We start from the raw sequence: 23,112 nt of genomic DNA, 5'->3' as shown, positions 1-23,112 counted from the left end.
CATGGATGTGCCGGCGAACCAGGTCGACGGACAATTGCCCCAGGCGCTGCAAAAGCTCGCGGCGGTACTTGCCGTCATTGGCGGCATCCTCACCTGCCTCGCTGCGTGCCTGGTGACCGTGAGCGTCGTCGGGCGGTGGCTGTTCAACAGCCCGATGCCCGCAGACTACGAACTGGTGGAGATCGCGGTCGGCGTCGCGGTCTTCGCCTTCCTTGGCTACACGCAGGCGCGCAGCGGCCACATCATGGTGGACACTTTCACCGCCAGCTTGCCGGCGCGCCTGAACGCCCGCATCGACGGCGTTTGGGACTTGCTGTTGGGCTGCTTCCTGGCCTTCTTCGCCTGGGGCCTGTTTTCAGGCGGGCTGGAGGCGCGCTCCTTCGGCATGACACTTGTCCAACTGCCGTGGCCCGTTTGGCCGGTCTACATGGCCTGCGCGCTGCTGGCCGGCCTGGCAAGCGTGATCGCCTTCGTATTGGCCGCCGTCAAGATTGCCGGTAGGCGGCCATGAGCGGATTTGCCGTCGCCTGTCTCGGCTTTGCCGCGATGCTCCTGCTGATCGCCATGCGCATGCCCATCGCGCTCGCCATGCTGGTGGTCGGCTGCGTCGGCTATGCGGAGCTGAACGGCTCGCATGCGCTGATCTATTATCTGCGCACCAACACCTACAGCCAGTTCGCCAGCTACACGCTCTCGGTCATTCCGCTGTTCATCCTGATGGGCGCGCTGGCCGAGCAGTCGGGCATCGCGGCGACGCTGTTCAAGGTGGCGGAGCGGCGGCTCGGCCGCATCCGCGGCGGCATGCCGATGGCAGTGATCGCCGCCTGCACCGGCTTCGGCGCGATCTGCGGCTCGTCGGTGGCGACCACTGCGACCTTCGGCCGGGCGGCGCTGCCAGAACTGCGACGGGCAAAGGTTGCGCCCGGTTTCGGCACCGGAACGATTGCCGCCGGCGGCACGCTGGGCATCTTGATCCCGCCGTCGGTCGTCCTGGTCATCTATGCGATCACTGCGGAACAAAACATCGCAAAGCTGTTCCAGGCGGCGCTCCTTCCCGGCCTGCTGGCTGCGATTTTCTACTGCATCGCCATTGCCGCCGTGGTGCGGCGCAACCCGCAGCTTGCGCCGCCGCTGGAGATGGCGCCTCCATCCACAACGCCGCGCCCGGTCTGGGCGCGACCGGTGGGCGGAATGCTGGTCACCGCCGCCGCGCTTTGGTTTTTCGGCGCCGCCGGCAATGTCGGGGCAATCCTGCTGGCGATTGTCGGTCTGCTGTTGATCGGCGCGGACTTTGCAGTCATTCCAGCCGCCGGCGTCGCCGTCATCGTGGTAGGCGGCATCTATGGCGGTATATTCACGCCGACCGAAGGAGCAGCCGTCGGCGCAGCGGTCATGCTGGCCCTGGGGCTGCTGCAACGCACGCTCGACCGTGACCGGATCAAACGCGCCTTGCTGCAAACGGCAGAGACCACCGGCATGATCTTCCTGATCCTGCTCGGGGCGGAGGTTTTCGGCGCCTTCCTGGCGCTGACGCGGATGCCGATGGTTTTGGCGGAAACTGTCGGTCAATCCGGGCTGGCACCTTACGCGGTCATCTGCGGCATGCTGGCGATCTACATCGTGCTTGGCGCGGTGATGGACGAGTTGGCGATGATCCTGCTCACTCTGCCGGTATTCATGCCGATCGTGCTGACCCTGGATTTCGGCATGAGCCACGAGGATGTGGCGATCTGGTTTGGCATCCTGGTGCTGGTCGTCGTCGGCATCGGGCTTGCCGCGCCACCGATCGGCCTCAACGTCTTCGTCATCAACAAGATCGCCGGCGATGTGCCGATCGTCAGCACCTATCGCGGGGTCATCCCATTCGTGATTGCCGACCTCATCCGGCTTGCCATCCTGACAGCCTTTCCGATCGTCTCGCTCTGGCTGGTCAAGGCGCTGAATTGATGCGTCCGAAAAGCTCAGACGACAGGCGGCAAAGCCAATGACGGGCCGGCCATGATTCGAGGGGCACGACCCGCGTGCCCCACCGTGGATTGCCTCATTGCAAGGTGGCAGCCGGCGTCCGGCCGGACGCGGCAACGGCGGCCTCGCAAACTTCCACGTGCTTGGCCAACGCCTCCTTGGAGAGCATCGCGCTGATCGCGCAGATGTCGCGGTTCTGGAATTTAGGCGTCTGCTGGAGTTCCTGGAGGCGCTGCAGAAGTGCCAGTCGGGTCATGCTCGTCTCTCCTTTCGTTTCGTGGGCGACAGACAACACGCCTGCCGCCGAAGCGGACGGCCTCAGGCCGCCCGCGCACCCGCGTTCAGCGGGATCTCGATGTCGACTTCCAGCGTCGAAACTTTTTCGCCGCGGTCCATCTTCACGTTGACCTTGTCCTGGTCGATCTGCACATGCTTGGCGATGACGGCCAGGATTTCCTCCCTGAGCTTGGCCACGAGGTCCGAGTGGCCGACCGTCGCGCGCTCGTGCGCGAGCAGCACCTGCAAGCGTTCGCGCGCCGTCGGCGCCGAGCTTTTCTTGTTGAAGAAGTTGAAAAGGCTCATGCCGCCCTCCTTCCGAAGAACTTGCTGAACAGCCCCCGCTTTTCGCCCGGAATGCTGACCGGCAGCGTCTCGCCCGCGAGCCGGCGGGCAGCCTCCAGATAGGCGATGGCCGGCGCGCTGCGGTTGTCGGCGAGCGTCACCGGCGCGCCGACATTGGAGGCGCGCAGCACGTCCATGCTCTCCGGAATGATGCCGAGCAGCGGGATCGACAGGATCTCCAGCACGTCGTCGACTTTCAGCATGTCGCCGCGTTCGGCGCGGGTGGCGTCGTAGCGGGTCAGCAGCAGGTGCTTTTCGACCCGTTCGCCGCGCTCCGCCTTGGCAGTCTTGGAATCGAGCAGGCCGATGATGCGGTCGGAATCGCGGACAGACGAGACTTCCGGATTGGTGACGATGACAGCGGTGTCGGCATGGCGCATGGCGAGCGTTGCGCCGCGCTCGATGCCGGCGGGGCTGTCGCAGATGATCCAGTCGAAATGGCGCTTGAGGTCGTCCATCACTCGCTCGACGCCTTCCGCCGTCAGGCAGTCCTTGTCGCGGGTCTGCGAGGCCGGCAGCAGGAAGAGCGTGTCCAGCCGCTTGTCGCGGATCAGCGCCTGGGGAAGCTTGGCGTCGCCCTGGATGACGTTGACGAGGTCGTAGACGACCCGGCGCTCGGCACCCATGACGAGGTCGAGATTGCGCAGGCCGACGTCGAAGTCCACGACGACCGCCTTTTCGTTGCGCTGCGCCAGCGCGGCCCCCAGGGCGGCGGTCGATGTCGTCTTGCCGACGCCTCCCTTGCCCGATGTAACCACGATTACTTTTGCCATTTCGCTCTCCTGTCCCCCGGTCTGTTGCCGGCTCAATTCAGTGCTTCCGCCACGATCGCATCGCCTTCCAGCCAGAACTGGACGGCCTGTCCGCGCAGCTTGCCGTCCATGTCCTCGGCGGTCTTGTAGAGCCCGTCGATCGCCAGCAACTCGGCTTCCAGCTTGCGGCAGAAGATGCGCGCGGCGGAATTGCCGACCGAGCCGGCCAGGGCGCGACCCCGGAGCGTCCCGTAGACATGGATCGAGCCGCCGGCGACGATTTCCGCGCCCGATGCGACCGAGCCGACGACGGTGACGTCGCCTTCGGGGAAGATCACAGATTGTCCGGAACGCACCGGTTCGCGGATGATGATCGATTGAGCCGGCCGGATCGGCGGCATCTCGACAGGCTGCGGCTCGGCAGGCTTGTCCGCGTCGACGGGGCGCGCGGCGGCAGCCGCTTCAGCGGGGGGCGCTTCGAAGTCTGGCGCCGCGCGGCCGCCGCGAAGGGAAGGAGGCATGCCCGGGCCGAGCAGCGACGGTCGCGCGCCTTCGATACCCATGAGCCAGACATTGCGCTTGGCGAGCGCGCCGATCAGCTCGGTCAATTGCGACCGGTTGATGTCGAGGTTGTCGACGTCGAGCACCACGGGCCGCCCGAGGAAGAACCCGGTGGAGCGCGCCGCGAGGTCGTCGAGCCGGGCAAGCCAGCCGTCGAACGGCAGTTCCGGCGAAAGCGTCAGCGCCAGGAAGGAGCGGCCCTTGAGGCGGATCGGTCGCGTGTCGGTTAGCGGCTGATTCATCATGGTTAATTTTCCGTTGCTTCAATCCGTAGGGTCATGATGGTTAACCAATGGTTAACGCCGGTGCTGGCATGCGCGAGAAGCGAAAATTCCTTCACGAAGGTCTATCCATGGAGGCTTGCGTGACGCTTTTGTCAGGTCGCCGCGTCCGGCTTCGCGCGGTTTGGGTAGCGGGCAGGATAGCTGAGTCGCGGCGTTTGGCATGTGGCGTTAAGGGAACAGAGGACGTTTCCCGATGGCCGTCGTCGCACCCGGCGGACGGGACGAGGCCGGGCTGCCTGCGGGCGCCGCTTGCCATAGCGATGCGGACAACACGGTCGGCCGGTGCGTGCCACGGTCTGGGTCGCGCTGTAACAGGGCCGTTTCCGGTAGGCTACCGTTGCAGCGTCGTCCCGAAACAGCCAGCGCCTAGAAGCCGTGTCCGTGCGGGCAAAGGTTGTCCCGTGGAGCACGAATATGATCGACGAAGAGCGCGGACGTATCGAATATGAAGAGCGCGGATCGGGTCCGACGCTGGTTTTGGTGCCGGGATCTTGCAGCACCGGCGCGGCCTGGCGCCCGGTGATGAAAGTGCTTGACGGGAACTTCCGTTTCGTGACGACGAGCCTGCTGGGTTATGGGGTGACCGAAGAGCGGCGGAGCGAAAACGATCCTTCCGTGCTGCGCGAGGCGGAAATGCTGGAAGCTGTCGTCGACAGGGCAGGCGGGCAAGTGCATCTTGTCGGCCACTCCTTCGGCGGCGCGGTGGCGCTGATCGTGGCCATGCGCAAGCGCGTGGAGATCGCCAGCCTGACCGTGCTGGAGGCGCCGCTGCCGTCTCTGTTGCGCCATTTTCGGGAGCACGCGCATTATCGCGCGTTCCGCGACATGACCGACGCCTATTTCGCGGCCTATCGCGGCGGCGACCCGGAGGCGATCCGGATGATGATCGACTTTTATGGCGGCGAGGGGACCTATGCGTCGTGGCCTGAGAAAGTCCGTGCCTATGCCGTCGCGACGACGCCGGTCAACATGCTCGACTGGGCGTGTGCCTATAGTCATCCGCTGGAGCCGGAAACGCTTGCGGCGATCGATGTTCCCGTCTCCGTGATCGTCGGCGGCAGCAGCCACCCAGCGATCTGCCGCGCCAACGGCCTTGTCGGCGTGTCGATCGAGGGCGCTACGTTCAAGACGATCGGCGGCGCGGCGCATTTCATGATCTCGACCCACCCCGCACAGGTCGCGAGCCTGATCGCTTGCAATGTCACGCGCGCGCAAAATCGGTTGCAGCGCCCGGACCTGTCGGCGTCAACAATGTCCGTGGCGGGGCCTGCGATGGGCGCAGGCCGCTATTGATCGGAAGTCAACCGCAACGGAAAACCCCGGCGTTTCGGCCGGGGTCCACTGTATTGGCTGATCGATCCGGTGAATGGCGGGCGCCTCACACCGAATAATACATGTCGTATTCGACCGGGTGCGGGGTCATCTCGAAACGCATGACCTCGGCCATCTTCAGCTCGATATAGGCGTCGATCTGGTCGTCGTCGAAGACGCCGCCGGCCTTCAGGAAGCCGCGGTCCTTGTCGAGGCTCTGCAAGGCCTCGCGCAGCGAGCCGCAGACGGTCGGGATCTTCTTCAATTCCTTCGGCGGCAGGTCGTAGAGATCCTTGTCCATCGGCTGGCCGGGGTGGATTTTGTTCTTGATGCCGTCGAGGCCGGCCATCAGCAGCGCCGCGAAGCCGAGATAGGGGTTCGCGCCCGGATCGGGGAAGCGGATCTCGACGCGCTTGGCCTTCGGCGACGAGCCGAACGGGATGCGGCAGGAGGCCGAGCGGTTGCGCGCCGAATAGGCGAGCAGCACCGGGGCTTCATAACCGGGAACCAGCCGCTTGTAGGAATTGGTCAGCGGGTTGGTGAAGGCGTTGATCGCCTTGGCGTGCTTGATGATGCCGCCGATGTAGAACAGGCAGTTCTCGGAGAGGCCGGCATATTCGTTGCCGGCGAAGGTCGGCTTGCCGTCCTTCCAGATCGACATGTGCACATGCATGCCCGAACCGTTGTCGCCGAAGATCGGCTTCGGCATGAAGGTGGCGGTCTTGCCGTAGGCGTTCGCGACCTGGTGCACGACGTATTTGTAGAGCAGCATCTTGTCGGCGTTGCGCACCAGCGCGTCGAACTTGACGCCGAGCTCATGCTGGGCGGCCGCCACCTCGTGGTGGTGCTTCTCGACGCGCACGCCCATCTGGGCCAGCACCGTCAGCATTTCCGAGCGCATGTCCTGGCAGGAATCGATCGGCGGGACCGGGAAATAACCGCCCTTGACGCGCGGCCGGTGGCCGAGGTTGCCGGTCTCGTAGTCGGTGTCGTCGTTCGACGGCAACTCGGTCGAATCGAGCTTGAAGCCGGTGTTGTAGGGATCCGCCTTGTATTTGACGTCGTCGAACACGAAGAACTCGGCTTCAGGGCCGACGAAGATGGTGTCGCCGATGCCTTCGGCCTTCATGTAGGCTTCGGCCTTCTTGGCGGTGCCGCGCGGGTCGCGGTTATAGGCCTCGCCGGAAACGGGGTCGAGGATGTCGCACAGGATGACCATGGTCGACTGCGCGAAGAACGGATCCATGTGGACCGTATCGGTGTCCGGCATCAGTACCATGTCGGACTCGTTGATGGCCTTCCAGCCAGCGATCGAGGAGCCGTCGAACATGACGCCGTCGGCGAACATGTCCTCGTCTACCTCGGCGACATCCATCGTCACGTGCTGAAGCTTGCCCTTCGGATCGGTGAAGCGCAGGTCGACGAATTTCACTTCGTTTTCCTTGATCTGCTTCATGATGTCTTTGGCTGTCGTCATTTCCTGTTTCCCTGTGTGATGACGTTTTGAAAGTGGGGGTCTGTTGCGCCCGTTCAGATCGCGTCGATACCGGTCTCGCCGGTGCGGATGCGGATGACTTCCTCGATGTTGGAGACGAAGATTTTTCCGTCGCCGATGCGTCCGGTCTGCGCCGCCTTGCGGATCGCCTCGATGGCGCCCTCGACAGCGTCGTCGCCCAGCACCACTTCGATCTTCACCTTGGGCAGAAAATCGACGACATATTCGGCGCCGCGATAAAGTTCGGTGTGGCCCTTCTGCCGTCCGAAGCCTTTTGCCTCGGTCACGGTGATGCCTTGCAGTCCTGCTTCCTGAAGCGCCTCTTTGACTTCGTCGAGCTTGAACGGTTTGATGATCGCTTCGATCTTCTTCATGCTGATTTAGGCCTCCAGTCAAAAGATAACGGGCTCTGCGGCCCGCTTACCCGACACACCAAAGCACGTTCCATGCCAGTTCCCGGCAGAATCGCGCCTACGCTCCGCTCGCGGGCTAGTCGCACAAACCGCATGGACTTGCCATAAGCGGTCGAGCGACTTGCCGCCTTTGAGGACAACCACGCGCGCTGACTAAATTTTAATCAGCTTAATTCTTAGATTTTCTGCCTAGAAAATAGGCAGATCGGGCAGCGTTTCGTTTGGCTCTCCTCCTATGCTATCCGACACCGAACCGGCAGGAGCCGTCAATGCCGTTTGAAGTGCTGACGCCTGAAGAAATGGGGGAATGCGATCGTCGCGCCATCGCGGCGGGCCCTTTTGACGGGTTTGCCTTGATGAAAAGGGCAGGAGCGGCGGTTGCGGCCCTCGTCCTCGAGCGGTTTTCCGCGGCCGCTCATGTCGACGTGCTCTGCGGCCCGGGCAACAATGGCGGCGACGGTTATGTCGTTGCCGAATTGCTGCGTCGCTCCGGCGTGAGCGTTTCCGTCTTCGCCGATCGTCCGCCGCGCGCGAAGAGCGACGCCGCGCTGGCCGCAGCCGCCTGTTCGGTCCCGCCGCAGCCGCTCGCCGCCTTCGCGCCGAGGCCGGACGGTATCGTCGTCGATGCGCTGTTCGGTGCGGGCCTGGCGCGTGAACTCGACGGTTCCATGCGGCGCGTCGTCGGGCTTGTGAACGCGGCGGGCGTTCCGGTGGCCGCCGTCGATCTGCCGAGCGGCGTTTCCGGCGAAACCGGCCGGGTTCTGGGCGCTGCCTTCCGCGCCGTGCTGACCGTAACCTTCGTCCGCCCGAAGCCCGGACATCTGCTGCTGCCCGGCAGGCTGTTATGCGGTGACCTTGTCGTTGCCGACATAGGCATTCCCGATACGGTCGTCGCGTCGCTGGCCTCGACCTGTGTTGAAAATCGGCGCGACGTCTGGCGGGGCCATCTCCCCAGTCCGAGCGTCGACGCCCACAAATATTCGCGGGGCCATGTCGCGGTGTTTTCAGGCGGCGCAAGCGCGACCGGGGCCGCGCGCCTCTCGGCCATGGCGGCGGCGCGCATCGGGGCAGGGGCGGTCACGCTGCTGTCGCCGTCCGAGGCGCTTGCCGCCAATGCCGCGCATCTGACCTCGGTCATGCTGCGCAGGGCCGACACGCTCGAAGCGATGCTGGCGTTCCTGGAGGAGAGGCAGCCCGCCGCAATCGTCTACGGACCCGGCCTGTCGCCCGATGCGGAGACGGGACGGTTGCTGATGCGCCTGCTCGGCCGCTGGCGGGAGCCTGCGCCGGCGGTGGTCGACGCCAGCGCGCTGACATCGCTTGCCGGTCAGCCGGACCTGCTCGCCGCACCGCCCGGCGACCGAGCCGGCGGATTGGTGATCACGCCGCATGAAGGCGAGTTTTCGCGGCTGTTCCCTGATCTGTCGAAAGAAAAAATTCCGTCGAAGCTGGAGCGTGCGCGGCTGGCCGCCCGCGGGATCGACGGCGTGGTCGTCTACAAGGGGCCGGACACGGTGATCGCCGCGCCGGACGGCCGCGCCGCCATCAACACCAACGGCACGCCGCTGCTGGCGACGGCAGGCTCCGGCGACGTGCTCTCCGGCATCCTCGCCGGCCTGTTGGCGCAAGGAATGCCAGCGTTCGAGGGCGCCTGCGCCGGCGTCTGGATCCACGCCGAGGCGGCACGGCGGTTCGGCCCCGGCCTGATCGCCGAGGACATTCCGGCGCAACTGCCGTCGGTATTGAGGGATTTGTTCGATCCGGCCGATTGATGGCGCCACCGCGCTTGTTGGCCAACCGTCAGCCTCGGCTGGCCATCCGCTGCCAGCTCCGCAGCGCTCCCGGAAATCCGATCTTCAGCGCGTCATCGTCGATCGTAACGAGTTTTCCCCACGGGCGCTGCCGCGGCACATAGCCTTCGAGCAACACGATCCAGCCGGCCAGCGCGTTGATGCGGATCGTCTTGACGTCCCCGCGGTGGGCGACGCCGGCATTCATCCATTCCTGCTGGGTCGGCTGCTGGTTTCCGAGCACCAGCATCTGGCTGCGGCTGCGTGTGACTTCCATCTGCCGCCATACGGAAGGGTCGTCCGACCCTTGCAGGTAGCCGACGATGCTCTCGTCCATCGACGCAGGGTAGTAGGCGGCAAGTGCCTGCCGCAACTGCTTGAACCAGTCCATAGTCGTCTGATCCAGTTTCGGACGCGGAATATTATCAGCCCAAAGCAGGTTTGCGAATACCGGCCGCGCCGGTCTGTTCGATACTTGAAATCACCGGTCGAAATCCTGCCATTGTCGCTTGCCCGGCGGCTTGCAATGCGGCAGATTTCGCCAGAGCAGATCGACGAAGTCAGCATGCACCTGTCGCAGCCGATCGGCCCTCCACAATAGCGAGGCCACGACCATGACATTGCGACCGTGGGCTGCGAACTTCCGGTGCGGCGTGAGTGCCTTCGTCGGCCCCCGCTTTGGCGATAGCGCCCGGTCGCAGATCTCCCGCCAGTCCGGCGCTCGCGGACGACCCGCTGCATCCTTGGTTCGGCAAGGATAGGCCACCCTACTACATCGGTTCAAAGACCTGCACGAACCTGAAAAGTGCTCCCCGTAAATGATCTCACGATTGCTGGCCGGCCTTTTCCTGCTCCTATCCGCCGCCCTTCCGGCTATCGCCAAATCCCCGGTGCTCTATCTCGAAGACCGGGCGCTGCTGACCCGGCTCGAGGACAGGGGTTACGGTTTCGGCGATCTGTTCGGTCGAAAAGGCGCCGCCGATCTCGAAACCCTGTATCAGGACGCGCCCGCCTACCGGTCGATCGTCGATACGATCGGGACGGACGTCGCCGCGCTGCGCGCCGAGATGAGGGCCGGCGGACGAACCCTTTTTGAGGAGACGAACGGCAATGTCGGGCGCGTTATCGACATGCGCTGGCTGAAGACCACCGCGGCGTCCTTCAGGCTGGTCGGCGTCGTCAACCGCCTCGACCGCCGTGACTTCCTGGCGCTGAAGGGCAGCGCGGGCTGCGGCGAGGTGCGTTTCGTCTACCGGCTGGGTTACGCTTTCCGCAAGGACGGCAAGGGCAAGGTGCTGGCCTCGCGCCTGCCGTTCAATTTCAACGCCGTCTTCGACGTCGCGCCGGATGCCGACGGGTCGTGCCAGGGCGTCGCGGGGCGCTGGACTCCCGGCATCGACGAGGCCGCCGATGCCGGCTGGCTGACCGGCGGACCGCTCGAGCGTTCGGCGCTCAGCTTCCGCCAGCTCGAGTTGAACGCCCAGGTGGCGCGGTTTCCCTCCGGCCTCGAGACCGAGTTCGGCGGGCAGGCGGCCTATCTCATGCGCATTTTCAAGCTTGAGGGCGACGCCGCGTCCGAAATGCCGCTGGAAAACACCGTTGACGTTACCAGGGTGGCGACCGACGAGGCCTTGAAGGCCGAACTCGCCGCCTACGTCCGCGACAATTTCGCGGCCATCGACACCGGCGTCTACGAAATCCCGGAGAATTTTCTTGCCCGCAAAGTCATTTCCTATTCGACTTTCGGCAGTGCCCGCGCCGTCAACCATCCGTTTTCCGGCTTGTTCGAGGCGGCCGACTTCGCCGGTCTCGATTTTTCGGCTGGCAGGCTGCTGCGCTCGCCCGAGGCGCTGCTGGAGCGGCTTGACAATGGCGCCTGCCAGGGATGTCACCAGTCCGGCTCGACCGCCGGGTTTCACGTCATCGGCCTCGACGACGGCGCGACCTCGCCGCTGAACCGCATCAAGGTCGGCGTCTCGCCGCATCTGCATGCCGAATTGCCACGACGCGAGGCCTATGTCATGGCGGTAACGGAGGGCCGTGAGCCCGACCGGTTCCGCCCGCTTTCTTCCGCGCCACCCGCCAACTGGCCGGCCGAAGGCGCCGCCGTGGCCTACCAGCCGGCCGGCGCCGCCATGCCCTGCATGATGCCCGACGAGGCGGCGCATTTCGGTGAGACCTGGACCTGCGGTGCCGGCACGGTCTGCACGCCGGTCGCCGGAGCCTCGAACGGCCGCTTCACGCTGGCGCAATGCCTGCTGCCGCCGAAATCGAGAGAGATGTTTTCCGGCCACCCTTGCCTGTCGGGCGAGATCGATGACAACCAGAGCCAGCCCTTCAACGACCGCATGAAGCTCACCGGCCAGTTCGCGGCCTTCGACAAAGATATTTCGCGCACGGGCTATACCTGCCGCCCGCCGAAGATCGGCGTGCCGGGCGGCCTTGCCTACCGCGGCTGCGACGAGAGGGACCGCGGCTTCGCCGATTTCAAGCCGGGTCGGCCGATGCCGCGCGAGATCTGCGGGCTTGCCGGCGGCAAGAAATTCGACCTCTGCGTCGCCACCAATAATTTCGACCAGTGCCTTGGCGGCGCCGTCGTGCGCGGCAACCGGCCGAGTTGCTCCGCCGACAGTTTTTGCCGGGAAGACTATATGTGCCAGGAGTTTCCGTGGGACACGCCGGGTCTGAGGAAGGTCAAGGGCGTCGGCTTCTGTTCGCCCACTTACTTCGTCTTCCAGATGCGCATCGACAACCACACCACGCCGTGGGGCAAGCAGGCGCGGGCCGCATACCGGTCGGACGAGGGCGAATAGGCGCCTATTTGACGAGCCGGACGTGGCGCGTCGCGACCTGGTTGCGGCCCTGACGCTTCGCCGCATAGAGCGCCTTGTCGGCAAGCCGCAGCACGCTCTCGAAGCTTGTGCCGGCCTCGGTGCCGAAAGCGATGCCGGCGCTGACCGTGCAGGTGAGCATGCCCTGTTCCGTCAGAATGTGCTTCGCCGCGAAACTTGCCCGGATGCGTTCGGCCAGTTGTTCGGCGCGCTCGGGCAGCGTTCTGCCCAGCACCAGCACGAACTCCTCGCCGCCGAGCCGCGCGGCCTGGTCGCCGCGCCCGGCCACGGCCGCAAGCTCGTCCGCGAAGGCGCGGATGACCCGGTCGCCGACCGCATGGCCGTAGCTGTCGTTGACCGCTTTGAAATCGTCGAGGTCGAAGGCGATCACGGCGGAAAACTGGCGCATCGGCGTCGGGCTGCAGAGGTCGAAGACGGCGCGGCGGTTGAGCAGGCCGGTCAGCACGTCCGACCGCGCCTCGGCGCGGTGCCGTGCGGCGGCCCGCCAGTGGTTGAGCGCCAGCGACAGCGCGCCGATGCCGGTCATGCCGGCAATGCTGATCGCCAGCGAAACGTCTTCAGCCCAGTTCTGCGGCGCCGCGCCGAGAACGAGCTTGCCGTCCCAGATGAGCACGCCCGCGCAAAGCAGGAATCCGAAGGCGAGGGAGGCATAGAGCAAGCAAAGCCCGAGGATGGGCCCCGGCGCTTCGGCCCGGCCGAGCCAGTATTCGCGGGCGGTCGCCGAGATCAGGATCGCCGCCGCGATGTTTTCCGCGATGAAACCCAGCCCGTCGTAGCCCATGAGGATCGGCGGCACGGCGACGGCGATGAGCATGCCGTTGGCGACCAGCGCCGGCCTCAATGGCGAGCGGCCGGTACGAAACTGGCGAGCCGCGCCGAGCAGCGCCGAGAGGCCGGTGAGCAGCGTCAGATAGCAGACGGCGCCGAGCAGCGGACCCGGACGCTCGACGTAGAAGGCGTAGAGCACGACATAGACGACGATGAGGAAAACGCCGACCGCCCAGGTCAGCAGGAACATCTCGGTGCGCGCGACGGCCCAGCTCATGATGAGCGTGACCGCCAGGCATGCCCCGGAAAAGCCCAGAGCAAGCAAAAGAGAATTGTAGTCGAGCGTCATGCTCTCGCCCATGCCCGAAGGCGACCCGCCGTCCAAGAGAAATGTCATTAGGACAGGCCAAGTGTACACTTGGTTACGTTGGACCGTAAAATGCCCTTTTGCCGCAGGGCGGTAGCCTGTCCGAACGATTGTCCGCCCGCTCAGCCCTTGCCGACCCGCTCCATGAAAGCCATGGCGCCCTGCGGGGCGCGCAGCTTGCCTTCGTGGATGATATAGGCGAACACGTCGCGCGGTTTCTTCTCGGGTTTGTTGTCCGGATCGGCGAGCGGCAGGTCGTCCGGCTGGCCGCCGGCAGCCCATTGTTTCGCGCGCTCCACCCAGCGGTCGAGGTCCTTCGGTTTGTAGGCGGTCGGCACGGAATCCTCGCCCTTCTGCAGGCGGGCATAGACGAAATCCGCCGTCACGTCGGCGAATTCCGGATAGTCATGGTGGTGGGCGTAGCAGATCGCCGCCTTGTATTTTCTGGCCAGCGCCACGAAGTCGGGCACGGCGAAGGAGCCGTGGCGGACTTCCAGCACATGCCGCAGCGGCCGGCCATGATGCTTTTCGGGCAGCAGTTTCAGAAAACCCTCAAAGTCGTCCGGCTCGAATTTTTTGGTCGGGGCGAACTGCCAGACCAGCGGCCCGAGTTTTTCGCCGAGTTCCTCCAGCCCTTGCGCAAAGAATTTCGCCATCGACTCGCCCGCCTCGGCCAGCACTTTTCGGTTGGTGACAAAACGGTTGCCCTTGATCGAGAACACGAAATTTTCGGGCGTCTCGGCGTTCCATTTTGAATAGGTGGCCGGTGTGAAGCCGGAATAATAGGTGCCGTTGACCTCGATGGTCGGCACCTGCCGCGAGGCGAATTCGAGCTGTTTTTTCTTCGCGAGTTTTTCGGGATAGAACGTGCCTTCCCAGGGCTCGAACGTCCAGCCGCCCATTCCCGCCCGGATTTGGCCCGCGCGGATCGTTCCCGACTGTGTCATCGAATGCCCTCCTGGATCGCGGGCACAGGTTTGCGCGGGCCGGAACGCTTTGTCCACCCGCAAGCAGATCGATGCTGACAATGGCGTTTTGCCGGGTGCTCAGGATGTGTCGAGGCAGGGGATGGCCGAACCGGTGGCGCCTTGCGGGCGCGGGGCAAGCAACTGCCGCGCGAACCGCGCGCGGGGTGCGAACCGGGCGGGTTCGTCGTCTTTGGCGTTCTGGGCCCGGTCGCGCACCGAGAGACTGCTCATGGTCCGCAACTCGCTTTGAAGCGCGCGTGCCGCTGTCCTGAAGATCAGCGCAAGGTGTTTGGCGTCGGCGCGGCTGTTGCGCTGCAGGACCGGAGACAGGGGAGGCGGGTCGACACAAAACGGCTGTGCGCCGTCCGCGTTCGCGATGCAATCCCATGCAACGGGCTCGGCGCGGCGCAGGATCCACAGGACGACACAGCGAACGGGGTGGCAACGGCCCGCGGCGAGGTCTGCCAGGCGGGCGAGCGAGAAGAACACCGCGATGATGCGCTTCAGTGCCTCCGCCTTGATTTCCCCGTTCCAGTTCACCTGCCGTCCTCCTGTTGGCGGAGATTAGGCACATGTTTGGAATAATGTAAAGGAAAATATTCCTTTATCGACGAGGAAGCGCGTTATCCTGCCTTCTCCCCTTGTGGGAGAAGGTGGCCGAGCGAAGCGAGGTCGGATGAGGGGTGTTGAACGGAGTGCGGTGCTTGCCGGAGCTGGAGCCTCTGGTCGGCGCATTCGATGCGGTCGTGACGGCGGAGGGGTTCGACGTTCTGCCGCTATCCGCCGTGCATGCCATTCGGGCGGGGTCATATGGCCCCGAGCATCGCGATCCGTTCGACCGGATGCTGGCGGCGCAGGCGGTGGTGGAGGGGCTGACGCTGGTGTCGAAGGATAGGTGGCTCAGGGACTGGGAGCGGAGGTGATGTGGGAGTAGTTGTGATGCCGCTACTCGCAATCGCTGCTCCGCAGCGCGACTGCTCGCTATTGCGAAGGCAGCCCGCGCCGCGCCGGCTCCTCGCGCGAAATCGGTTCCCCGACGCGGAAGCGAACGACACCGCGCTGGTCGCGTCCTCATCGACCTGGCATTCGAAGCTCTGGACCGCTACTTCAATCCCGCCTTTCTGAGGCCGCGTGCGAAGTTCTGGCGAGATTGCTCGTCCTTCCACTGTCCCACGAACTGGTCAACCTCGAAAAACGGTGAAAGGCGCTTCACTTCACCAGCCGCGCGTTCGGCGTCTGACATGCGCTCCAGTTCGGCATAGGCCGCAGCCAAGCCGATGTAAGCAAAAAGGTCGGAGTTTCCGGCAAGCGGTTCGAGTGTTGCAATGGCTTCTTCATATCGCCCAGCCAGGTAGTAGGCGAAGCCGAGACTGGAAAGGTTGGGTTGGAGGGTGGGATCGAACACCCTGGCTCGCTCGAAAGCGGTGATCGCGCCTGAAGCGTCGCCGGAAAAATTCAGTGCTGTCCCTAGTGACGCATAGCTATATGCATCGCTGGGATTGATCTCGATGGCGCGGCGGATCTCGACCAGGGCGCGGTCGTATTCGCCCCGAGACAGGAAGACGAAGCCCAGAAGTTGATGGGCGTCGCCCAGTTCGGGCGAGAGGCTGAGTGCCTGGCGGGCATATGTCTCGGCAAGCTCCAGCGAGTCTCCGGCAAACTCCGTCCACCCTGATGTAGCGTCAAAGTGATAAGTCCAACCAAGCGCGGAAATGGCTGCGGCGTAGCGTGGATCCAGCGAGATCGCCTTGTCGAACATCGCGCGTGCATTGAGCATATCGGACCGGTCGCCCATCGACAAAAGATGGAGCCCACGAAGGTAATAATCATACGCATCGAGGTGCAGGGTCTCCTTGGCGAGCGCGCGACTGAATTCGATGCGCGTCAGCTTGATGGCGAGCGCGCCGGTGATGTCGCGCGTGATTTCGTCCTGGACCGCGAAGATGTCGGTCAGTTTTCGCTCGAACTGGTTGGACCAGAGTTGCAGGCCCCTGTCAGTATCGGTCAGGTCCACTGACACCCTCAGTAGATCACCGCTTCGACGCACGCTGCCGGCGACGACATATCGCGCGCCGAGTTTTTGGTGCAATTCGGCCGAGTCTGCAGGGCTGCCCTTGAATTTGGCCGTTGCGTTGTTGGAGAGCACGGCGAGATCGGCGAAACGTCCGAGCGATGCGATTATATCCCGGGTGACGCCGTCGCTGAAATAGTCCTGGCCTGGGTCGCCGCTCAGGTTGGCGAAGGGCAGCACGGCGACGGTCGGCGGGCCGGATGCCTCGACGTGTGCTGACCCAGTGAGCCAGGGCCACAACTGAAATGCGCCGATGCCGAGCGCCAACGCGATGGTGAGCGTCGCCCCCGCCACAGCCAGCCAGCGCCGCGAGCGCTGCGTTGCCCGTCGGTTTGGCGCTGGCATCGAGAAGTCGTCAGCCCGGCGCACGAGGAACACTTTCACAGGATGTGCTATGTTCTTTAGCTGGTTGTCGCCAAGATCGACGAACTCGACCGGCACCTTGTCACTAACCTGCTCGTGCACACTGCCCGAAACACAGATGCCGCCCGGATTGGCGAGTGCCTGAAGGCGTTCGGCGATATTGACCCCGTCTCCGAACAGGTTGCGCTTTTTGATGATCACGTCGCCCAGATTGACGCCGATGCGGAACAGCATCCGCTCCGCTTCGGGCGCTGCCTCATTGAGCAGCCTGATCGCCGCCTGAATCTCGACGCTGGCTTTGAGCGCATCGACTGCGCTCGGAAACTCGGCGACGACGCTGTCGCCGGCTCCGCCAAAGGTGCGGCCCCGACGATTTGCAATCGCAGCAATAATCAAGTCCCGCCGTTCTCCGAACGTACGCAGGGTTCGTTCCTCGTCCTCGCCCATCTGCCGCGAAAAGCCGACTGCATCGGCGATCAGGATCGCGGCGAGTTTTCTTGGCGGGGAGCGTTCGTCCATACCGCATTTCCGTCAGGCCGGTGCCCTAAGGCTGAACTGCCGAGAGCGCCGGTGAGCACAATAGCGCCTCTCGGCCATTTGGAGTAGACTTAGCGCCTTCAAGGTCGCTGGAGGTTTTGTGCCAACGGTGGTGAGGTTGCTATGTTCATTTCCAGACTAAGGTACTTGTTTGTGGCCATCTGGGCTCTCGTAGGCCTGATGACCTCGGTAGGAGCGCTTGTTGCCGGTCAGGCCGTCAGCGTGGACGCCGACAAGGTGGCGATTCAAGGTTATGACACCGTCGCCTATTTCACCGCAGGGAAGCCAGTCAAAGGCAGCCCCGAGTTTGAGGCAGTCTGGCAGGGCGCTCGTTGGCGGTTTGCCAATGCGGAGCATCGGGACATGTTTTCCGCGAAGCCCGAGTCCTACGCGCCGCGCTTTGGGGGCTTCTGCGTGATGGGAATGACCATCGGCCTTAGCGCGAAGCCTGATCCGGAGGCTTGGACCATTGTCGATGGCAAGCTCTACCTCGGTAGTTACAAGCAAGACATCGACGATCTCAACAAGGACCTGGCCGGGAACATCCAGAAGGCGGAAGCTGCCTGGAAGGTAAGAGGCAACTAGACGGCCGCTTGCGGCATTCTGCAACAGTAAATTCCGCGTAAGCAGGGAAACGCGGCAGCGCTGGATGTCGGCCGCTAGGCGGCCGGCTAGCTGCGCGATATCACTCCGCCGCTTCCCGCTTTCCCGCCTTCGGCCTTCTCTCCAGCAGCTCCTTCAAGAACTGCCCCGTATAACTCCGCTTTTCCTCGACGACCTCTTCCGGCGTGCCCTGCGCCACCAGTTCGCCGCCGCCGTCGCCGCCTTCGGGGCCTAGGTCGAGAATCCAGTCGGCGGTCTTGATCACTTCCAGATTGTGCTCGATGACGACCACCGTGTTGCCCTGGTCGACCAGTTCGTGCAGCACTTCCAGAAGTTTGGCCACGTCGTGGAAATGCAGGCCGGTGGTCGGCTCGTCGAGGATGTAGAGCGTCTTGCCGGTGGCTTTGCGCGACAGTTCCTTGGCGAGTTTGATGCGCTGCGCCTCGCCGCCGGAGAGGGTGGTGGCCTGCTGGCCGATATGGATGTAGCCGAGGCCGACCTGTTTCAGCGTGTCGAGCTTGTCGCGCACGCCGGGCACGGCGGCGAAGAACTCGACGCCTTCCTCGACGGTCATGTCGAGCACGTCGGCGATCGACTTGCCTTTAAAAGTGACGTCCAGCGTCTCGCGGTTGTAGCGCTTGCCGTGGCAGACGTCGCAGGTGACGTAGACGTCGGGCAGAAAATGCATCTCGATCTTGATGACGCCGTCGCCCTGGCAGGCCTCGCAGCGGCCGCCCTTGACGTTGAAGGAGAAGCGGCCGGGCTGGTAGCCGCGCGCTTTCGCCTCCGGCAGGCCGGCGAACCAGTCGCGGATCGGCGTGAAGGCGCCGGTGTAGGTGGCGGGATTGGAGCGCGGCGTGCGGCCGATCGGGCTCTGGTCGATGTCGATGACCTTGTCCAGGAATTCCAGGCCCTCGATGCGGTCGTGCTCGGCCGGGTGCTCTCTGCTGCCCATGATGCGGCGCGAGGCGGCCTTGAACAGCGTCTCGATCAGGAAGGTGGATTTGCCGCCGCCGGAGACACCGGTGACGGCGGTAAATGTGCCGAGCGGGATTTCGGCGGTGACGTCCTTCAGATTGTTGCCGCGCGCGCCGACGACCTTTATGCGCCGGCCCTTCTTCATCTTGCGGCGCTCGTCGGGCAGCGCGATTTCCAACTCGCCGGTCAGATATTTGCCGGTGATGGAGTTGGGGTTGGCCATGATCTCGGCCGGCGATCCCTGCGCGATAACGCGGCCGCCATGGATGCCGGCGGCCGGGCCGATGTCGACGACATAGTCGGCCGTCAGGATGGCGTCCTCGTCGTGCTCGACGACGATCACCGTGTTGCCGAGGTCGCGAAGATGCTTCAGCGTGTCGAGCAGGCGGGCGTTGTCGCGCTGGTGAAGGCCGATGGAGGGCTCGTCGAGCACGTAGAGCACGCCGGTGAGGCCCGAGCCGATCTGCGACGCGAGGCGGATGCGCTGGCTCTCGCCGCCCGACAGCGTGCCGGAATTGCGCGCCATGGTGAGGTAGTCGAGGCCGACATCGTTGAGGAAGCGCAGGCGCTCGCGGATTTCCTTGAGGATGCGCACCGCGATTTCGTTCTGCTTGGCGTTGAGTTTTTGCGGCAGGTCGGTGAACCAATGGTCGGCCTTGCGGATCGACATGTTGGAGACCTCGCCGATATGCAGGCCGGCGATCTTCACCGCCAGCGATTCCGGCTTGAGGCGGAAACCGTTGCAGGCGGGGCAGGGCGTGGCCGACATGAAGCGCTCGATCTCCTCGCGCATCCAGGCCGATTCCGTCTCCTTCCAGCGGCGTTCGAGGTTGGGGATGACGCCCTCGAACGTCTTGGTCGTCTTGTAGGAGCGCAGGCCGTCGTCATAGTTGAAAGTGATCTCGCGCTCGCCGGTGCCGCGCAGCACGGCGTGTTTGGCCGCGTCGGACAGGCTGGAAAACTTGTCGCCGAGCTTGAAGCCATAGGCCTTTCCCAGCGCTTCCAGCGTCTGCGCGTAATAGGGCGAGGTCGATTTCGCCCACGGGCTGACTGCGCCGTCGCGCAGCGTGACGTTGTCGTCGGGAACGATCAGGTTCTCGTCGATGGCGCGCTGGCTGCCGAGGCCGTCGCAGGTCGGGCAGGCGCCGAACGGGTTGTTGAAGGAGAACAGCCGCGGCTCGATCTCCGGAATGGTGAAGCCGGAGACCGGGCAGGCGAATTTTTCCGAGAAAAGAATGCGTTCGTGGGTTTCGTTCTTCGACTTGAAGGCGCTGTCGCCCTCCGCCGTCTCCTCGACCGGCAGCGGCTTGTCGGCGAATTCGGCGACGCAGAGCCCTTCCGCCAGCTTCAGCGCCGTCTCGATGGAATCCGCCAGCCGCGCCGCGAGGTCGCCGCGCACCACGATGCGGTCGACGACGACGTCGATGTCGTGCTTGTATTTCTTGTCGAGCGCCGGCGCCTCGGCGATCTCGTAGAAGGCGCCGTCGACCTTGACGCGCTGAAAACCCTTCTTCTGGAGTTCCAGCAGTTCCTTCTTGTATTCGCCCTTGCGGCCCCTGACGATCGGCGCCAGCAGGTAGAGGCGCGTGCCTTCCTCCAGCGCCATGACGCGGTCCACCATCTGGCTGACCGTCTGGCTCTCGATCGGCAGGCCGGTGGCCGGCGAATAGGGAATGCCGACGCGCGCATAGAGCAGGCGCATGTAGTCGTAGATCTCGGTGACCGTGCCGACGGTCGAGCGCGGGTTGCGCGAGGTGGTTTTCTGCTCGATCGAGATGGCGGGCGACAAGCCGTCGATCTGGTCGACGTCCGGCTTCTGCATCATCTCCAGAAACTGCCGCGCATAGGCCGACAGGCTCTCGACATAACGGCGCTGGCCCTCGGCATAGATGGTGTCGAAGGCGAGCGAGGACTTTCCGCTGCCCGACAGGCCGGTCATCACGACGAGGCTGTCGCGGGGCAGGTCGAGATCGACATTCTTGAGATTGTGCTCGCGCGCGCCGCGCACCGAAATGTATTTATGGTCGGCCATGCCGCTCCGCCGCCTGTCGCTCATGTGAAATCGGTTCAGCCCGCAACAGGCCGCCCGTGCCTATGTAGGTATGGAGATCGCCATGTCGAGGTGGTCTCCGCCAAAGGCGGATTTACCCGCCTTTGTCCGCGTTGGGCAAGCGAAAAGAACAAAAGTTGAACATCCTCCTGACAAAGCACAGGGCCGGCGTACACTCATTTCCGATCACATTTCTTTGCCGGCTGCGGTCTGGGGTTGACGCGGGCGGCTGGGCTTGGCAGACTCGCATCGTCGCCTGGGAGAGATCGGCATTGCCGGTCAGACGGCGGAAAAGCCCGGATCTGCGAGACGCCGCAGGTCGATTTCCCGGCTGGCATGTGTTGAACGAACACGGGAGCGAGGCATGACTCCACCGGACAGTTCCACAGGGCTCCGCGCCTGAGCAGGAGCCGGCGGCTAGCGAATGGCCGGGATGATAACCGGCGGGCAGGACTGGCCGTTTCCCCTACAATCAGAGACTATTGGTCGGGTCGTCGGCTGACGCCGCGAAGCACCCGAAATCAAAGCCGGTAAAACATTCCCGGCAAGGGTAAGATCCAGAAGCCCTGCCTGCTCGGACGAGCGGCAGGGTTTCGTCTTGTGGATGACCCGACAAAACCATCCATTGTCATCGTGTTACATCCACCTTGCCGCTAAGATGGCCACGTCCGTCCATTCGCCAAGCCGGCAGGAATCCCATGTCGAAAAGCCACGAACTTGCCGGTCTTATCAAATGGTCCAACAGGGACGAGTGGCAGGATCTGTTCGACGATGTCTTCGACGAGCATTTCGGCCCGGCTTTCGAGGATTACGGCATCGATTTCGAGCAACTGGAAAAATTGATCGGCGAACGGGAGATGACCAATCTCTGGGGCTGCGCCTTTGAGGATTTCGTTACAAGGCCAGCTTCCGAGGAGGACGAGCGCACCATCGTCGACGACTATCTCAAGCGGCGCGGCTGGAAGGAATCGCCCTCGGCCCGCCGCTACATGGAGGCGCTCCGGGATTCCCTCTTCAGCGTCTACGAGGTCAGCGAGATCGTCCCCGGACAGTCCATGCTGCTGCGCGACATGATCCGTGGCGGCGAGCCGGTGCGCGTTACCGAGCATTCGGCGACGCGCGGCTTGCGCGATCTCGACCGGCTCGGCTGCAGGGTCGTCGAAGTGGCCGGAAAGCACCGTCTGGCCGGCGGACTGACAACGTTCAGCGAGGCGGCCTATGCCGAAGTGGTCAAGGCAATCTCGGATCCGATGAAGAGGATCGGCGAGGAGGTGTCGAAGCAGGAAGTGCCGACGGAGGACGATATGGCGGGCATCGATTTTCCCGAGCTCGCCGAAACGATCTTCCTGCATGGCTCGGCGCCGGCGTTCACCGCGATCTGGCTGGAGGACATGCTGAACGGCAGGATCGACAAGGTGCCGCCGCCGCGCTTCAACAGCGACGGCGAGGAGCTTTCATTCCATACGATCTCCTATCCACTTACGCCCGGAGCCACGGCCGACGCGATAGCCCGGCGCCTGGAGCAAATCCCCGAACTGCTGGCGCAGGAAGAGGGCCTGTGGAACTGGACGGAACCGGCGGAGAGTGTTTCGGTGCCCGCTGGACCGTCGGATAAGTACGCCCGGGTTCAGGATGAACGGCTGCATATCGAGCTCGAGGATGGCACGCCGGTTTTCGCCACGGTCGAACTGACGCCGGATATGCTGGTTCTGTCCGCCAATTCCAAGCAGAGGGCGGACCGCGCCAAGCTCATGCTGAAATCGGTTCTCAAGGGGCAAATCGGGCAGCCCCACACCGAGGTTCACAGCCCGGAGGAACTCGCCGCTGCGCAGGAGGATGATCGGTAAGCGTTTCGGGCTGACGCCTTCTTTCACAACTTGACCTTCAGGGAAGCAGTCATGCGCCTGCGTGAATTGGGCCGGAGAACTGCGAACCCCCAACAGCGGGAGAAGCGTGCGGCGGCTCGGGTTCAACGTGTCCCCGGCAGCAACGTCAGCGCGACTGTGCCGGCAGCGTGCCGGCGCGTATGTCGACCCTGACATAGCCGGAAATCTTTACGTCCCACTTGCCCATTCGCACGAAGCCGTCACCGTTCTTGGACGCCGGTTCCAGCGGCTCGGCGAGCGGCTTGACGATCGGCTCAGGCCGCTCGACGCCGGGGAGTGTCGTCCGGGGCTGCTGGTCGGCGAACGCCGGCGCGGCGGATGAGGTCACGAGCAGGGCGGCCACAGGGAGACGAGCGAGGATCATCTTGCCGATCATAGGAGCGATGCCGGCGAAAGCAAAACGCGAGCGGGTGAGCCTCCTGACATTTTTCGCTGGCCTCCTGCGAACAAAACAAGTACAAAACAAATTGTGGACAG

Annotated in this window: 21 protein-coding genes; 8 read left to right on the top strand and 13 right to left on the bottom strand. The window is 64.1% G+C overall.

Going from position 1 to position 23,112, the window contains the following annotated elements; all coding sequences use genetic code 11:
• The first annotated feature begins 1 nt into the window (after window position 1).
• The gene (locus ABMA59_RS19045) at window positions 2-511 is read left to right on the top strand and encodes a TRAP transporter small permease (RefSeq protein WP_349006958.1); all 510 of its coding nucleotides are present in this window, start codon (window positions 2-4) and stop codon (window positions 509-511) included.
• Window positions 508-1,947: a TRAP transporter large permease gene (locus ABMA59_RS19040; protein ID WP_349006957.1), complete on the top strand. Its 1,440-nt coding sequence runs from the start codon at window positions 508-510 to the stop codon at window positions 1,945-1,947. Before ABMA59_RS19045 ends, ABMA59_RS19040 begins: the two co-directional genes overlap by 4 nt.
• A gap of 94 nt (window positions 1,948-2,041) precedes the next feature.
• Here the strand turns inward: ABMA59_RS19040 and ABMA59_RS19035 are convergent, their stop codons facing one another.
• The 4 genes from ABMA59_RS19035 to minC all read right to left on the bottom strand — a co-directional run bounded on the left by ABMA59_RS19035 (window position 2,042) and on the right by minC (window position 4,141).
• On the bottom strand, window positions 2,042-2,221 hold the full coding sequence (locus tag ABMA59_RS19035) for a hypothetical protein (protein WP_349006956.1): 180 nt from the start codon (window positions 2,219-2,221) through the stop codon (window positions 2,042-2,044).
• A 62-nt stretch (window positions 2,222-2,283) separates the two neighbouring features.
• Window positions 2,284-2,547 (bottom strand): cell division topological specificity factor MinE, encoded by a 264-nt coding sequence (gene minE / locus ABMA59_RS19030; protein ID WP_349006955.1) that lies wholly within the window; start codon window positions 2,545-2,547, stop codon window positions 2,284-2,286.
• Complete coding sequence (gene minD, locus ABMA59_RS19025) at window positions 2,544-3,359, bottom strand: septum site-determining protein MinD (RefSeq protein ID WP_349006954.1); 816 nt, start codon at window positions 3,357-3,359, stop codon at window positions 2,544-2,546. The genes minE and minD overlap by 4 nt, the downstream gene beginning before the upstream one ends.
• A 32-nt stretch (window positions 3,360-3,391) precedes the next feature.
• Complete coding sequence (minC, locus tag ABMA59_RS19020) at window positions 3,392-4,141, bottom strand: septum site-determining protein MinC (protein WP_349007108.1); 750 nt, start codon at window positions 4,139-4,141, stop codon at window positions 3,392-3,394.
• A gap of 456 nt (window positions 4,142-4,597) precedes the next feature.
• Here minC and ABMA59_RS19015 point away from each other — a divergent pair, with 456 nt between their 5' ends.
• Complete coding sequence (locus ABMA59_RS19015) at window positions 4,598-5,476, top strand: alpha/beta fold hydrolase (RefSeq protein ID WP_349006953.1); 879 nt, start codon at window positions 4,598-4,600, stop codon at window positions 5,474-5,476.
• Between the two features lie 85 nt (window positions 5,477-5,561).
• On the opposite strand, the gene glnA is transcribed toward ABMA59_RS19015, so the two are convergent.
• Together glnA and ABMA59_RS19005 are read right to left on the bottom strand one after the other, a co-directional pair.
• Entirely contained in the window at window positions 5,562-6,971 is a 1,410-nt protein-coding gene (gene glnA, locus ABMA59_RS19010) for a type I glutamate--ammonia ligase (RefSeq protein ID WP_349006952.1), read from the bottom strand.
• 53 nt (window positions 6,972-7,024) lie between these two features.
• Window positions 7,025-7,363, bottom strand: a complete 339-nt coding sequence (locus tag ABMA59_RS19005) for a P-II family nitrogen regulator (RefSeq protein WP_308057171.1) — start codon at window positions 7,361-7,363, stop codon at window positions 7,025-7,027.
• Between the two features lie 308 nt (window positions 7,364-7,671).
• Here ABMA59_RS19005 and ABMA59_RS19000 point away from each other — a divergent pair, with 308 nt between their 5' ends.
• Window positions 7,672-9,174, top strand: a complete 1,503-nt coding sequence (locus tag ABMA59_RS19000) for an NAD(P)H-hydrate dehydratase (protein WP_349006951.1) — start codon at window positions 7,672-7,674, stop codon at window positions 9,172-9,174.
• Window positions 9,175-9,202: 28 nt separating this feature from the next.
• Here ABMA59_RS19000 and ABMA59_RS18995 read toward each other — a convergent pair whose 3' ends face one another.
• Window positions 9,203-9,583, bottom strand: a complete 381-nt coding sequence (locus ABMA59_RS18995) for a hypothetical protein (RefSeq protein WP_349006950.1) — start codon at window positions 9,581-9,583, stop codon at window positions 9,203-9,205.
• A gap of 439 nt (window positions 9,584-10,022) precedes the next feature.
• Between ABMA59_RS18995 and ABMA59_RS18990 the strand changes: the two genes are divergently transcribed.
• Entirely contained in the window at window positions 10,023-12,005 is a 1,983-nt protein-coding gene (locus ABMA59_RS18990; RefSeq protein ID WP_349006949.1) for a hypothetical protein, read from the top strand.
• Window positions 12,006-12,009: 4 nt separating this feature from the next.
• Here the strand turns inward: ABMA59_RS18990 and ABMA59_RS18985 are convergent, their stop codons facing one another.
• The 3 genes from ABMA59_RS18985 to ABMA59_RS18975 all read right to left on the bottom strand — a co-directional run bounded on the left by ABMA59_RS18985 (window position 12,010) and on the right by ABMA59_RS18975 (window position 14,687).
• Complete coding sequence (locus tag ABMA59_RS18985) at window positions 12,010-13,161, bottom strand: GGDEF domain-containing protein (protein WP_349007107.1); 1,152 nt, start codon at window positions 13,159-13,161, stop codon at window positions 12,010-12,012.
• A gap of 140 nt (window positions 13,162-13,301) precedes the next feature.
• Complete coding sequence (locus ABMA59_RS18980; protein WP_349006948.1) at window positions 13,302-14,126, bottom strand: DUF72 domain-containing protein; 825 nt, start codon at window positions 14,124-14,126, stop codon at window positions 13,302-13,304.
• A 99-nt stretch (window positions 14,127-14,225) separates the two neighbouring features.
• Entirely contained in the window at window positions 14,226-14,687 is a 462-nt protein-coding gene (locus tag ABMA59_RS18975) for a hypothetical protein (protein ID WP_349006947.1), read from the bottom strand.
• Window positions 14,688-14,851: 164 nt separating this feature from the next.
• On the opposite strand from ABMA59_RS18975, the gene ABMA59_RS18970 reads away from it, so the two are divergent.
• Window positions 14,852-15,070, top strand: a complete 219-nt coding sequence (locus ABMA59_RS18970; RefSeq protein WP_349006946.1) for a type II toxin-antitoxin system VapC family toxin — start codon at window positions 14,852-14,854, stop codon at window positions 15,068-15,070.
• A 179-nt stretch (window positions 15,071-15,249) separates the two neighbouring features.
• Here the strand turns inward: ABMA59_RS18970 and ABMA59_RS18965 are convergent, their stop codons facing one another.
• The gene (locus ABMA59_RS18965) at window positions 15,250-17,100 is read right to left on the bottom strand and encodes an adenylate/guanylate cyclase domain-containing protein (protein ID WP_349006945.1); all 1,851 of its coding nucleotides are present in this window, start codon (window positions 17,098-17,100) and stop codon (window positions 15,250-15,252) included.
• A 240-nt stretch (window positions 17,101-17,340) separates the two neighbouring features.
• Between ABMA59_RS18965 and ABMA59_RS18960 the strand changes: the two genes are divergently transcribed.
• Window positions 17,341-17,703: a YHS domain-containing (seleno)protein gene (locus tag ABMA59_RS18960; RefSeq protein WP_349006944.1), complete on the top strand. Its 363-nt coding sequence runs from the start codon at window positions 17,341-17,343 to the stop codon at window positions 17,701-17,703.
• Window positions 17,704-17,803: 100 nt separating this feature from the next.
• Here ABMA59_RS18960 and uvrA read toward each other — a convergent pair whose 3' ends face one another.
• Window positions 17,804-20,731, bottom strand: a complete 2,928-nt coding sequence (gene uvrA, locus ABMA59_RS18955; RefSeq protein ID WP_349006943.1) for an excinuclease ABC subunit UvrA — start codon at window positions 20,729-20,731, stop codon at window positions 17,804-17,806.
• A 716-nt stretch (window positions 20,732-21,447) separates the two neighbouring features.
• On the opposite strand from uvrA, the gene ABMA59_RS18950 reads away from it, so the two are divergent.
• Complete coding sequence (locus ABMA59_RS18950; RefSeq protein WP_349006942.1) at window positions 21,448-22,596, top strand: DUF7986 domain-containing protein; 1,149 nt, start codon at window positions 21,448-21,450, stop codon at window positions 22,594-22,596.
• A 145-nt stretch (window positions 22,597-22,741) separates the two neighbouring features.
• Here ABMA59_RS18950 and ABMA59_RS18945 read toward each other — a convergent pair whose 3' ends face one another.
• A complete protein-coding gene (locus ABMA59_RS18945; RefSeq protein WP_349006941.1) occupies window positions 22,742-23,011 on the bottom strand; it encodes a hypothetical protein in 270 nt (89 codons plus the stop codon).
• Window positions 23,012-23,112 lie beyond the last annotated feature (101 nt).

Source organism: Mesorhizobium yinganensis (assembly GCF_040081985.1).
GTDB lineage: Bacteria > Pseudomonadota > Alphaproteobacteria > Rhizobiales > Rhizobiaceae > Kumtagia > Kumtagia yinganensis.
The sequence above is the reverse complement of the archived record's forward strand: the minus strand, read 5'-3'. Positions and strand labels throughout refer to the sequence as shown.